This is a genomic window from Ulvibacterium sp. (genome assembly GCF_965248315.1).
In the GTDB taxonomy this organism is placed as follows: Bacteria; Bacteroidota; Bacteroidia; order Flavobacteriales; family Flavobacteriaceae; genus Ulvibacterium.
On record NZ_CBDFIX010000002.1, the window covers coordinates 3,321,860 to 3,335,997 of the forward strand.

The window sequence follows — 14,138 nt, forward strand, 5'->3', positions numbered from 1 at the left end:
TTTCAACTAAAGATTTGGAACAATGAAAAAAGTAAGAATAGTAGGCGTTCCGGAGCATTTTAATCTTCCGTGGCATATGGCCATTGAGGAAGATGCCTTTAGAGAGCATGGTATTGATTTGCAATGGACTGATGTTCCCGAAGGTACAGGTAGAATGTGCCAAATGTTACAGAACGGCGAAACGGACCTGGCGATTATTTTGACCGAAGGTGTAGTGAAAAGTATTTCTGAAGGAAATCCGACCAGGATTGTTCAAGAATATATTTCCTCTCCGCTACTTTGGGGCATCCATGTTGGGGCGGAGAGTGGTTTTAAAGCGATTTCCGAGCTTAAAAGTACGACAGCGGCAATAAGTAGGTTTGGAAGCGGAAGTCATCTTATGGCCTTTGTAAATGCGCAGAAAGAAGATTGGGAGACTAACAATTTGACGTTTAAAGTCATAGACAATCTAAATAGTGCCGTAGAAGCATTGACCGAAGGGTCCGCGGACTACTTTATGTGGGAGCATTTTACGACCAAGCCATTGGTGGATAACGGGACTTTTAGAAGATTGGGCGACTGCCCTACCCCATGGCCTTGTTTTGTAATAGCCGCAACAGATGTTTTTCTGGAAAAGGACGCCCAAACCTTACTCCATATTTTAGAGGTAATCAATCTATATACATCTGAATTCAAGCGAATACCGAGCATAGACAGAACTTTGGCAAATAGATATGGTCAGCAATTGGAAGATATTCAAAAATGGCTTTCAATAACCAAGTGGAGTCAAAAACAAATTATTAGTCAAGATGTTGAAAATGTGATAAATACGTTGATTAATTTAAAATTAATAAACAAGTCGATAACAGCTAGTGAAATTTTGGCTTCCGTGTAGTTGCTAGGGTTAAGAAACAGATTCTTACGTGCGTCATGCCTAAGCCGGAACCACTGTGCGCCACCGTTTTCCGGCTCCCTACCAAACTATGGGTTCCTTCCCCATTTGTTGCAACAGTGCATTGGTTTTGCTAAAATGGCGGTTCCCGAACCAATACCCCTTGTTGGCGCTTAAGGGAGAAGGATGACCCGAAGTAAGGATATGGTGTTTGCCCGTATCGATGAGAGCGGCCTTTTTTTTGGCAAATCCTCCCCAGAGCAGAAAAATGAGTCCTTCCCTGTTGCCGGAAAGCTTTCGTATTACAGCATCGGTGAAGGTTTCCCAGCCTTTATTTTGATGGCTCCCAGCTTGATGCGCCCGAACGGTAAGGGTGGCGTTGAGCAGAAGAACCCCCTGTTCCGCCCATGGCTCCAAATTGCCGCTCTTAGGATAGGGCTTGGCAACATCCACCTTTATTTCCTTGAAAATATTGACGAGCGAAGGTGGATGGGGAATCCCGTCCTTTACCGAAAAACAAAGTCCATTGGCCTGATTGGGGCCATGATATGGGTCTTGTCCGATTACTACCACCTTGGTTTCCCAAAAGGCGCTATGGTCAAAGGCGGCAAAAATGTCCTTCCCTTTGGGATAACACGTATGATTTTGATATTCCTTCTTTACAAAATTCGCCAACACTTGGAAATAAGGCTGGTTAAATTCTGTATTGAGTTGTTCTTTCCAACTTGGGTGAATGCTTACGTTCATTGATCTATCTTGTCGATTGAAAGCAATAGTGCTTCTCCCCTCTACAATCGACAAGCCGCCAAGGCAAGCTGTCAAAAAGTATTCGGGGGCACGATTCAAAAATAGTCAAAAACTTTTGTAAAATCAGGATGGATAGGGCTCCGAAAAGTCTATGAAATGAATTCCAAATAACCCGTTTCAAATACTATTATCGGGAAACCTGTTGTTCCAAGGCCTCGTTCTGGGCAAACCGGTATTTCAAGGTATTAAGATAACGCAGGGCATTTCGGTCATTATAATCCGAGTAGGACTTTGAGGCCCAATCCATGGCCTCCACCAAATTCCCATTTATCTCATTGATAATAGCCATATTATAATGGGCCCTACCGGCTATTTTTCGATTGGGATTGTTGATCTCCTTTTCCCAAAGCACTGCGGCTCCATCCCAGTCGCCTGTTTGCGCCCTGCGTTTGGCAATTACAAAATTGTCCGTTCCGCGGACGTAGTAGTCCCTCGAAATACGCGTTCGAAAAGGCAACAAGCGTAGCGCGTAGGAGCTGCCCATGTTTTTGCTCAATTCCACTACACCTTCATTTCTATTGGCAATGGCTTCAACCGCTTTTATCGGATTTACCCCTTTCCCAACCGCTGCTAGACCCTCATTGAAAACAAACTGATCTACAATGTGTTTTTCCGCAGGATAGTATATACGCCATCCGTTCTTCACCAAAGTCTGTAGGCGTACTTCATGAGCAGGAATGGGTACATTTATACCGATATTATTCGGTAATTGCATGGTAGTCATAGCGTAGGAGACCTTGGTATCCGTATCATAGAAGGCCAAGGAGAAAATGGCGTCTACCTGATGCGTTTCGCATAGGGATTCAATCTTTTCCCAAGAAAGAGTCGCCGGAAATACCCCTAGCCCCTTGCCAACATCGGCATCCGACAGGATTTTTATGTGTTCAAAGGAATCATGACGCTCCAGCTCGTCCCTAAGGGCAGTAACCGCTGCTTCAGCTCCCTTTTTATCCAACTCAAGCCCTTCGGCAGAAAGTATTTTGTCTATCTTATCCAAGGTTTGATTCCCCTCGGAAGGTACACTTCTATTGATTATACCAATATTGACAACTTGATTCGGCAGATGCACCGGAGCGGGCTCCAAAGCCCCCATGGTCAGTCGGTTGGTTGAACTACAGGATGAAACCAGCAAGATTAGGCCAAAGTAGATGGCGAGTAGGTTAAGATTTTTCATTGGGATGAAATGGTTTATGCCTGCCAACAATGTTGGGGAGGCATTAGGTTTGTACTAAAACTTCAAAATACCCTAAAATATTGCCCTTGCCCACGGTTTTCCAAGTGATTGGCAATCCGTACCTTTGCCATCGGTTAAAAAAACCAAGATGGACAACACCTTGAAAAAAGCAATTCAAGATCTTGAATTACCTACCGTATTACAGCACGTATCCGCCCGTTGCACAACGGAATTGGGCAAGGAAAAGGCATTGTCCATTGGCCCCATGTACGAACATAAAGCCATTGTGGAAGCTTTGGGACAGACTTCGGAATACGTATCTTCCTTAATAAGCGATAACCGTATTCCCAATCATGGCTTTGATTCCATTAATGGAGATTTAAAACTACTTCATATAGAAAACACAACGCTTGAAATCAGTGGTTTTCGGAGAATGGGTTCCATCTGCAATACGGTGGGGGACCAAAAAAAATTCTTGACCAAATTCAAGGAGTATTACCCACTTTTATTTGTAAAATCGCAGAAAATTGAGCCCAATACCGAGATTCCCGCTGCTATTGATTCGGTCATCGATCGTTTCGGGGAGGTCAAGGATAGGGCTTCCGAGGCACTTTTTCGAATACGTCGCGAAATACTTCAGGTCAAAGGAAAAATAAGCCAAAGTTTTGCATCGGCCCTGAATGCGTATCAAGGGTCGGATTACCTCGATGAAATCCGGGAATCGGTGGTGGAAAACCGCCGGGTACTTGCCGTAAAGGCCATGTACAGAAGAAAAGTAAAGGGCACCGTAATGGGCACCTCCAAAACCGGAAGCATCGTATACATAGAACCCGAAGCAGCATTGCGGTACAGTCGGGAACTCAACAATTTGGAATTCGATGAAAAGGAAGAGGTACAACGGATTTTAAACGAATTAACGAATGTTATCCGTCCCTTTGCCCCATTACTATCTGAGTACCAAGAATTTTTGGCCTTTATGGATGTTACCGCCGCAAAGGCAAAATACGCTTCGGAAATCAATGCACTGATGCCCGAGATCAATGAAAATCGACGCCTATTCTTGCGTGACGCCTATCATCCCCTACTCTATTTGGCCAATAAGCGAAAAGGTGAAAAGACCTGGCCGCAGACCATTGAGTTGCATCAAGAAAACCGTATCATCGTGATATCCGGACCCAATGCCGGGGGGAAAAGTATAACCCTTAAGACCATTGGGCTACTTCAAATCATGCTTCAAAGTGGGTTGCTTATTCCGGTGCATGAACGCAGTTCCGTCTGTCTTTTTGATCAAGTTCTTACAGATATTGGCGACAATCAATCCATTGAAAATCATTTAAGTACGTACAGTTACCGGCTTAAAAACATGAATAGGTTCCTAAGAAAGTGTAATGGAAATACACTATTTCTTATCGATGAGTTTGGCACCGGAAGCGATCCGGAATTGGGCGGCGCCCTGGCCGAGGCCTTTCTAGAGGTTTTTTATGAACGGGAAGCCTATGGGGTAATTACCACGCACTATGCCAATTTAAAGGCTTTGGCCAACGAACTGCCCCATGCCACCAATGCCAATATGCTTTTTGATGGGAGGACCTTGGAGCCCACCTTCCAATTGGTACTTGGGGAAGCCGGCAGTTCTTTTACGTTTGAGGTGGCACAGAAAAATGGTATTCCGTACAGCCTCATCAATAGGGCAAAGAAGAAGATAGAGCGTGGTAAAGTACGTTTTGATGCCACTATAGCCAAATTGCAAAAAGAACGCAGCAAAATGGCTAAAACTGGTTCTAGACTACAGGAAGAGGAGTCCAAGGCAAGGCAGGAGGCAGCCCGATTGGAAAAATTGAACGCAAAAATCAAGTCCAAGTTGGAAAACTATCAAGAACTCTATGATCATGACCAGCGGATGATCCAACTGGGCAATAAGGTCAACAGAGCTGCCGATCGTTACTTCCGAGACAAGAAAAAAAGGCCGTTGGTATCGGAATTGCTGCAAATCGTGGAGACGGAGAACAGCAAGCGCAAAAAGAAATCCGCTCGAGAAGCCAAAGCGGAACGTACCAAGAAGGCCCAGGTGGCCCAAGAAGTACAAAAGGAGGTCCGAGTCATCCGGGCAAAAAAGAAAGTAGAGAAAAAAAAAGCGGCCCAACGGGAAAAGAACAAGCCAAGACCCATTTTCAAAGTTGGTGATCGTGTGCGGATGCAGGATGGGAAAGCCGTGGGAAGCATCGATAAACTGGAAAAGAACAAGGCTGTGGTCAATTATGGGGTTTTCACCACCAACGTGAGCGTGGATCAGTTGGAATTGGTCCCGGGCAAAAAATAATGCCTTTGCCATAATTAGCTATCGTTCAAGAACAACCAAAGATCCTTAAAAAAACAGCCGATACCCAAGTTGTTGAATCCACAACTTTAGATACCGACTGTAAATTAAATGGGATAGCTAATGGATTGTTTTAGTTGGCTTCTACTGAAATGGTTTTGCAAAAGCCCAAGAAATCACGTTCCGAACAGAAAACTCTAAAGTCTTCCTCGTTTCTGATGTAACCTAAATCAAATTCTCCCATTCTGTCCCATTGGAACAAGGCGTTCTGAAGGTCGAATTGAACCAAAACATCATACGCACCGTCCGGAGGGCTTCCACTTACACGTTTATCATTGTTCACTACAAAATATCCTGTCCGTAACTCATCATTACTACCTCTCAACTTGTAAATGAAACGGAAACGGGAATCATAGTTAGACTCATTTTCGACTACAATATTCTTATGTTGAAATCTGAAGGGCTCACATTTTTCTACCGTATAATCCGTGGTATAGCCCATTTTCGCTAGAGTATTGTCTTTCAAATACCGAATCGTGTAGGCAATGGGAACTCCCGGATTATTTCTGCTATACACTGCATTTCCGCCGGTTATAACACTGTTCAAGGCACCAAATCCCGTATTGATATCGGCCAAACTGATCGCCTCGGAAGCGGCTTCGGCATTCCCACCAATAGTGACTACGGTAACACTGGAATTCTTTAGTACTTCGTCATACTTGGATTCCAATGAACCAGCTGCACGATAGCCTCCAGCATATTCCAATACGGCATCGAGTTCAATCGAAGTGTCCTCCTCCGTGGTCTGCATACGGACCATAATGACCCTTCCGTAGGAAACGGAACTTACATATGCAGGAGGTGTATCGGAATCAAAGGCGGCCTCTGCCTGCTCTTTAGTGACTTCCGGTGCAAATACACTTGCCGCTGAACTTGGGGTATCCATGGTAACCGTATAAAACACTTGTTTGAAAACAATAGCGGCAGTTCGTTCGATACTGCTACTTTCATATTCAAATTGTGATGCCAAGGAACCACTGGCCCATTCCACATTCAACCCAACATCCAAACTAAACTGTTTTGAAGAGTAGGATGTAGTAGCTTGGTAGGACGAGTTTGCAGCATTTACATACCCTTCCTGATAGGCATTGGCATTCCACCATTCCAAAGCATTGTCAATATTGGATTGTACAGAGGAATTCGTTGGATCTTCCACTACTATGGTCCCCTGCTCCCCAATACCCGGAAGATCGACACTTAGCGTTACGGCGGACCTGCCCAAGGTCAAAGGGTCCGGGGCGCCGTCCAACATACCTTCGTTTCCAATGACAAGCGCACCGGGAAAGATTACGCCGTTTGTAGGCCTCAAAATGGCCACATCATCAAAATTGGATTCTAGGCTATAGTCCGATATCCTACATTCGGTTATCCAACCTAAGGTTGGACCTTGATTGTCGTTCCTGCTACCCGTTTCTTCACGGTCCGGTACTAAGGATCCGGTATTTTGTACATTCAATAGTGCGTCTGGATCATAGGTAAGATTTGTAATTAACGAGTTTATGTCCTCCAGGTTATCTTCATTTTCATTACCTCCCGGGTTTTCCCCACCATTGTTTTCCCCTCCACCTTCCGCTGGTGGTGGATCTACGGGACTCTCATCCTTGCTACAGGAAGTTATCGCGCTTACAGAAATGGCCAATACTAAGATGGACATCATTTTGATTTTTGGGATAATTGCTTTCATAATTTTTTTGGTTTTAAAGGATTCAACGACTCGAAACTAGCCTCAAATCAATGCGATACCTAATTATGTCCATGGACAAAGCATGGACGTAATTAGCAGTATTACGGTATTTCCTACATAGACAGTCCATATTTTGGTTTTGGTTTTTTTTAATTTAAAGTATTGAAAATCAATATTTTAAAATATTATTAAGAAGGTATAGTATTTTAAAAACCATGGACAAAGCATGGACAACGTCCTTTTTAGATATGGATTGGTGTTTTAACGTACTACATTAATTAAGTAACTTAGAACAAACTAATATGTATAGCTTTACCATGATCAAACTACCTATTTGGATATTCGTTATCGCTCTTTCCCTAATCAAAGTCCAAGGTCAAATCCAAAAAAAGGCGGATAGTCTACTTTCTATTTACAATTCCACTAACACAATTGAAACAAAAGTGGATTTACTGGAATCTCTTATAGACAATTACATTTATAATGATACGGATAAGGCAAAGGCTTACATTCAAGAATTGGTCTCCATTTCAGACAAGGAGAATTATGAAGCGGGCATAATTTTGGGTCAATTGAACCTTGGTTACTATTATTATAGCATTGAAAAGATGGATTCCGCATCATTTCACCTAAATAGGACTTTGGATCTAGCGAAGAAAAAAAACAAAAAAGTCGGTGTGGTAGAGGCACTTTCCAACCTTTCACTGGTTCAAGGGCACAATGGGGATTATGTCTCGGCCATACGGCTTATGGACTCTGTCGCCGGAATGTATTTAGATCAGGGGGATTATCTTAACTATGGTGTTTCTATCAACAACTCCGCTGCCCACTATTACGATAAAGGAGACTACCTAAAGGCCATGCAAGGTTATCGGAAGGCACTGAAGATTTTGGATACCATTCCGCGCGAACCTTATAGAAAAGCCGATGTACTTCGCAACATTGGAAAACTAAACACCAGGCAAGGAAACCAAAAGCAGGCACTGGACTATTTTGGGCAAGCCCTTGAAACGTATTTGGACATAGAGGATTATGTATACGCCGCTTCCACCTTTACCGACATGGGAAGCGTTCATTCGGATCTAGGAGATGAAAACAAGGCCCTTGAATTCCATAAAAAGGGATTGGAGATTAGCCAATTAAGCAAAAACAATTCCGTGTCCATTATTTCTTATGGAAACATTGGAATAGCTTACAAAAACCTAGGGAAATATGATATGGCCATCGAAAATCTCAAAAAATGTCTAGCGTATGATAGACAAGAACTTTCGGATATCAATGAGGTTATCTATTTGTACCACATTGGCAACTCTTTTACGTACAAAAAGGAATTCTCTACAGCGGAAAAATATCTAAATGAAGCAATCTCACTTGCGGAAAAAGGAGAAATAGGCAACGAGCTCCTTAACGCCTTGGATTATAGAGCATTCAACTCTGAGCAAAAAGGGGAACCACAATCCGCTTTGGTTGATATTAGAGCATCCCAGACTATAAAAGACAGTCTATTCTCCACCGAAAAGGCAAAGCAAATCAGTGAGCTTCAAACCGCCTATGAAACCGAAAAGAAGGAAGCCGCCATTGCTCTGCAGCAAGAAGAAATAAAGACTTTGAACGAAAAGGCCAAGGTGGATAAATTGACCAAAGGTCTATATGCCGGGGGCATGTTCACCTTTATCAGCATTTCCGGGTTGTTGTTTTTTGGGTTTAGACAACGTATAAAAAAGAATCGCATAGCACGCGAAAAACAAGAGGAAATCTATCAAAGAGAGATTGAGCATAAACATAAGGAACTGGCCAGCCAGACCTTGCATTTGGTGCAAAAGAATACCTTCATCCAGGAGTTGTTGGAAAACCTGGAAAACATCCGATATTCCCCGGAAAAGTTCAAAATGGAATTCCGACGAATCGTCATGCTACTTAGAAAGGAAAACGCCTCGGACAAGGACTGGGAGGTATTTAAAACATATTTTTCAGAGGTTCACAACGACTTTGACCAAAAGCTAAAGACCTTGTACAACGATATTTCAGAAAAGGAGATTCGTTTGGCCGCCTTTCTACGGATGAACCTGACCACCAAGGAGATTGCGGCTACCCTCAATGTGCTGCCGGACAGTATCCTTAAATCCAAATACCGATTAAAGAAAAAGCTGGGATTGGATAAGGAAATAGATTTGACCAGTTTTTTGAACACTATTTGAATCACAAAACCTTATTTATCCCTTATTACCAGAAAGGAGGATTCAATTAGTAGTAGACGCAATCAAGTGTCGTTGGCACTGAAACTACAAACGAAGTCATTTCTTTTTAAGATACTCTTGGTCATCACTATGCCTAGGCGAGTCAATGTTTCAAAAACAATGCCTAGAATGGTCTGCCCAAAATGAGTTAAACTATTTTCATGCCTTTTTGGATTTTAGAAATTGTTCAAGAATCCGTGCCAAGCCTTTATTGATCCATGCATATTGAGGTTTGGATCAATTACAATTGCTTTTTCCGCATGGACAGCGCAAAGCTCTATACGCCACCCAAAAGTTATAATCTAATAACAATCAATTAGTTACATATATTATTTCAAGAAGGAGGTATCCAGAACCTATGGACAAACTATGGACAGAGACCATCCGCTCGGAGAATGGAGTAAATTGAGGTATCTAAGTTTAACCGGACATGAAAACAAAGCTGTCAACCGTTTTAGCGGGCCTACTATTCCTTTGGTTTGGCTATGGACAAGGCAAGAATCAAATACAGGTGGATAGCCTTTTAAAGGTTTACGAAGCCTCCAACAACATAGAGGGTCAAGTTGAAATACTGGATGATGTCATTGATCTTTTGATTTACAATGATTCAGAAAAGGCGAAGATCTTCATTTTAAAGATGCGTAAAATCTCTAAGGATGCCGAGTATGCAAAAGGCATACTTCAGGGCGATTTTAATTTGGGATACCATTACTTCAATCTGCAGGAAATGGATTCGGCCGAATACTATTTCAATAAAACCCTAGAGCAATCAAAACTAATAAATGACGATTCCTTTGTATCCAGCACGCTGAAAAATTTGTCCATCTTACAGGCACATAATGGGAATTACCCGGAAGCTATACGCTTAATGGACAGCGTTGCAAAAATAAATATAGTGGAAGGAGATTATTTAAGGTATGGTTCGGCGCTCAGTGATAACGGAGTGCACTATTACGAGTTAGGCAATTACCCTAAAGCCATGGAACTTTATAAAAAGGCCTTGACCATCTATGACTCCCTCGACATACGAACCTATCATAAAGCAGATTTGTTCAGGAACTTGGGCAAGCTACATAGTGTAATGGCCAACAACGAAAAGGCCATCACTTATTTTGAACAAGCCATTACTGTGTACAAGAGGTTGGAGGATAATTATTTCCTTTCCAATACCCTAGTGGATATGGGCAATGTCTACTCCTCCCAAAAAAAACACGCTGCTGCCATAAAAAAATACCAGGAAAGCCTGGAAATGGCCTTGGCCTATACTTTCCCATCCCCAGAAATCATTGCCTATGGCAACATTGGTAATGAGTACCTGAATTTAAAAGACTACCCAAAAGCCGTGGAATATCTTGAAAAAGCGGTTAGTAAGGGAAAAGAAATTTCCGCTACCAACAACTGGATTACAGACCTGGCGAACCTTGGTCGGGCCTATGCCCTTACGAAAAGGTTTCAGAAAGGAGTCATTTTATTGGATAAGGCCGTAAACTTGTCCGATTCTATTGGGGTCTCCAACGAATTACAAAATACCCTTTACAAAAGAGGTTTGGTCTATGAACAAAACGGAGACCTCCAGAAAGCCATCCTAGATTTCAAAAGATCGAGAGTTATCAGTGATAGTTTATTCTCCAAAGAGAAGGCAAAACAAATCGATGAGTTACAGACCTTATATGAAACCGAACGTAGGGAAGCAGAAATTGCATTAAAAGAAGAGGAAATCAATACATTGAACGAAAAGGCTAAAGTGGATAGACTCAGCAAAGGGCTGTATGCGGGAGGCATGTTTACCTTCATTGCCGTTTCCGGTCTATTGTTTTTTGGGTTTCGTCAACGTATAAAGAAAAACAGAATAGAACGTGAAAAGCAGGAGCAAATCTACAGACAGGAAATTGCCCATAAAAAGAAAGAGCTCGCCAGCCAGACATTGCATTTGGTCCAAAAAAACACTTTCATTCAGGAACTTCTGGGCAACCTTCAAAGTATAAAAAATGACCCGGATCGTTTTAAAGTGGAATTCAGACGTATCGTCATGCTACTTAAAAAAGAAAATGCCTCGGACAAGGACTGGGAAGTCTTCAAAACCTATTTTGCTGAGGTGCATAACGACTTTGACCAAAAGCTAAAGACCTTATATAACGATATTTCGGAAAAAGAAATCCGATTGGCGGCTTTTTTACGGATGAACCTGACCACCAAGGAAATTGCCGCGACCCTCAATGTGCTGCCGGACAGCATCCTCAAGTCCAAATACCGATTAAAAAAGAAATTAGGCTTGGAAAAGGCGACCGATTTGATCAAGTTCTTAAATACGTTATAAAAGTTAGGTCAACAAATTTTCCCTATCGTATCTTTGTAGGGTGGAAAAGGATAAGAAAGTTATTCTCTTTGATGGAGTTTGCAATCTTTGCAATAACTCCGTTCAATTCATTATAAAACGGGATAGGAAGGATGTATTTCGCTACGCGGCCCTGCAAAGTGAAATAGGTAAAGAACTCCTTGCGGAACGAAATATTGACACCTCAAAGGTAGATTCCATCATTCTTATAGAGCCCGGGGTCGCTTTTTACACCAAATCCGATGCAGCTCTGGAAATAGGGCGGTCTTTTGGGGGAGCTTGGATATTATTATCTGTATTTTACTTGATTCCCAGTTCGTTACGTAATATCGTATACGATTTTGTAGCCAAAAATAGATACCGTTGGTTTGGTAGAAAGGACGCTTGTATGATACCTACCCCCGATTTAAAGGCGAAGTTTTTGGGTTAAATAAGCCAAAGGAATACTTCCCTCATTGCAATCCGCTGTTCACCCACTATAGATTGCCAAATCTTGTTGTTGGAGTTATGTTTATCGTCAACTTAAAAACGATAACTATGCGTAATCTGTTCTTTCTCCTACTAATTTGCCCATTCTTAATCTTTGGAAATGACAAAAAAATTTCTTCTAAAATAAAAGAAGTAACCGTTTATTTGGGCGGAGCCAATGTTACTCGTACAGCAGAATGTAATTTGCCTTATGGTCGCTCGGAAATTACATTAACTGGACTTTCAACCAAAATTGATGAAAGTAGCATCCAAATTTCCGGTTTGCAAACAGCATCCATACTTTCCATGTCATATGACATCAACTACTTAGTTAAAGAAGGTGAAAATACAGAATCATTGATGTTGCAGCAAAAAATAGATGCACAGGAATTACAAATAGCACTATTAAAAAACAGAATTTCTGGTCTCGAAGAGGAGGAACAGATAATTCGCTCAAACCGCTCTTTGGGTAACAGGGTTGAATCTCTGAATTTAGACAAAATCAAAGAAGTAAGCATATACTATAGGCAACGTATAACGGCCATTAAAGACGAGATATTTAAAACGAATCAAAAAATTAACGGCCTTCAGCTGGAAATACGAAAAATCCAAAAACAAATGGCAGAAATGAACAATATCCCGGAAAAAGAGCAGGGAGAAATTAAAATAAAGTTCGATTCGCCGGTAGCCAGTAGATTCAAATTGATTTTTTCCTATCAAGTTTCAGATGCTGGTTGGATTCCCAACTATGATATTAAATCCAGTGGCATCAACAATCCTTTGAGCCTAGGTTACAAAGCATATGTTTATCAAAAAACGGGAACGGACTGGAACAATGTAAATATTACCTTATCAACAGGAAGCCCAAATATTAACGTTTCCAAACCTAACTTGGGAACCAAGTATTTGAATTTTACCAATTCCTATCAAAAACTGAGAGAAGAAACCACAACCAAAAAGCAACGGTACGTCTACAATCCGACGGTAAAACAGGTTACGGGCACCGTTTCTGACGAATCTGGCGCTCCTTTACCCGGTGTAAATATTGTCATAAAAGGTACATCTAAAGGTACCCAGACTGATTTCGATGGTTATTTTACCCTCGATGCACAAAACGGAAGAGATTTGGTAGTGTCATACATCGGCTTCGAAACTGAGGAATTACCCATCTACTCCTCAATCATGAATATTAGACTAAATGAGGATGCACAAGTTTTGGATGAGGTGGTAGTCGCTGGTTATGGTAGTAGTTCCAAAAATGCTATGACCGGGGCGGCGAGTTCTGTTTCGGCAGAACAAGTTTTACGGGGAAAAGTAGCCGGATTACATACAAACAGTACTTCCGGCATTAAACTACGTGGAATTTCAAAAATTAGAAAAAATTCAAATCCTCTTTATGTTATCGATGGTACAATAATCTCTCCCGAAGATATGGCTGAAATTGATCCAGCAGTCATAGCATCGGTGGAGGTTTTGAAGGGTACGAACGCCAATGCGCTCTACGGTTCTAGAGGCGCTAATGGAGTAATAGTTATGACTACCCAAAAAAGTAATGTGCAAGATGAAGTTACCAATACCAAGTTCGTCATTAAAAAACCACATTCCATCGTTTCGGATGGAGATGTTACGGTAATTGAAATAAATACATTTATGATGGACGCCCAGTACGAATACTACGCTGCCCCTATAGTCAATGAAAATGTATTCTTAACCGCAAAGTTCAAGGGTTGGGAAAAACACCATCTTCTCCCTGGTGAAGCTAGTATTTATTTTAAAGGCACTTATGCCGGAAAAACTAGTATCGATCCTTATACTACCAATAAGGAAATGACTTTATCCTTGGGAGTTGACCCAAATATTACGGTAACCCGAAAGCAGAACAAAAATTTTAAAAGTAAATCGTTCATGGGCAACAACCGTATTTTGGATCGTACTTATGATTTGGAAGTTAAAAACAATAAAGTAGTTGCAATCAATTTGAGGTTAATGGACAGGATACCTATTTCCCAAAACAAGGAAATTAAAGTAGACAACATTGAAATCAACTCTGCCAACTATGAAAATAAAAAAGGTTTGTTGGTCTGGAACTTAAGCTTGAAACCCCAAGAAACTAGAATTGAAACCTTTTCATTTCAAATAAAATATCCTAAATACAAGCGAATTTCTCTATAAAGTCAATAGAACC

9 protein-coding genes are annotated in these 14,138 nt (G+C 41.6%); 6 read left to right on the top strand and 3 right to left on the bottom strand.

Features of this window, described 5'->3' with window-relative positions:
• Window positions 1-22: 22 nt before the first annotated feature.
• Window positions 23-874, top strand: coding sequence for a substrate-binding domain-containing protein (locus ACP2AF_RS15870; RefSeq protein ID WP_425237130.1), 852 nt, complete (start codon window positions 23-25; stop codon window positions 872-874).
• 78 nt (window positions 875-952) lie between these two features.
• Here the strand turns inward: ACP2AF_RS15870 and ACP2AF_RS15875 are convergent, their stop codons facing one another.
• Together ACP2AF_RS15875 and ACP2AF_RS15880 are read right to left on the bottom strand one after the other, a co-directional pair.
• Window positions 953-1,618, bottom strand: coding sequence for a uracil-DNA glycosylase (locus tag ACP2AF_RS15875; protein WP_425237131.1), 666 nt, complete (start codon window positions 1,616-1,618; stop codon window positions 953-955).
• A gap of 187 nt (window positions 1,619-1,805) precedes the next feature.
• Window positions 1,806-2,852, bottom strand: coding sequence for a DUF6340 family protein (locus tag ACP2AF_RS15880; RefSeq protein WP_425237132.1), 1,047 nt, complete (start codon window positions 2,850-2,852; stop codon window positions 1,806-1,808).
• A gap of 148 nt (window positions 2,853-3,000) precedes the next feature.
• On the opposite strand from ACP2AF_RS15880, the gene ACP2AF_RS15885 reads away from it, so the two are divergent.
• Window positions 3,001-5,172 (top strand): endonuclease MutS2, encoded by a 2,172-nt coding sequence (locus ACP2AF_RS15885; protein WP_425237133.1) that lies wholly within the window; start codon window positions 3,001-3,003, stop codon window positions 5,170-5,172.
• Window positions 5,173-5,302: 130 nt separating this feature from the next.
• Here the strand turns inward: ACP2AF_RS15885 and ACP2AF_RS15890 are convergent, their stop codons facing one another.
• Window positions 5,303-6,913, bottom strand: a complete 1,611-nt coding sequence (locus ACP2AF_RS15890) for a thiol-activated cytolysin family protein (RefSeq protein ID WP_425237134.1) — start codon at window positions 6,911-6,913, stop codon at window positions 5,303-5,305.
• Window positions 6,914-7,230: 317 nt separating this feature from the next.
• On the opposite strand from ACP2AF_RS15890, the gene ACP2AF_RS15895 reads away from it, so the two are divergent.
• The 4 genes from ACP2AF_RS15895 (at window position 7,231) to ACP2AF_RS15910 (ending at window position 14,125) form a co-directional block, all read left to right on the top strand.
• On the top strand, window positions 7,231-9,111 hold the full coding sequence (locus tag ACP2AF_RS15895) for a tetratricopeptide repeat protein (protein ID WP_425237135.1): 1,881 nt from the start codon (window positions 7,231-7,233) through the stop codon (window positions 9,109-9,111).
• A gap of 469 nt (window positions 9,112-9,580) precedes the next feature.
• Window positions 9,581-11,467, top strand: coding sequence for a tetratricopeptide repeat protein (locus ACP2AF_RS15900; protein WP_425237136.1), 1,887 nt, complete (start codon window positions 9,581-9,583; stop codon window positions 11,465-11,467).
• Window positions 11,468-11,507: 40 nt separating this feature from the next.
• A complete protein-coding gene (locus tag ACP2AF_RS15905; RefSeq protein WP_425237137.1) occupies window positions 11,508-11,915 on the top strand; it encodes a thiol-disulfide oxidoreductase DCC family protein in 408 nt (135 codons plus the stop codon).
• A 107-nt stretch (window positions 11,916-12,022) separates the two neighbouring features.
• Window positions 12,023-14,125, top strand: a complete 2,103-nt coding sequence (locus ACP2AF_RS15910) for a mucoidy inhibitor MuiA family protein (protein ID WP_425237138.1) — start codon at window positions 12,023-12,025, stop codon at window positions 14,123-14,125.
• The last annotated feature ends 13 nt before the right edge of the window (window positions 14,126-14,138 follow it).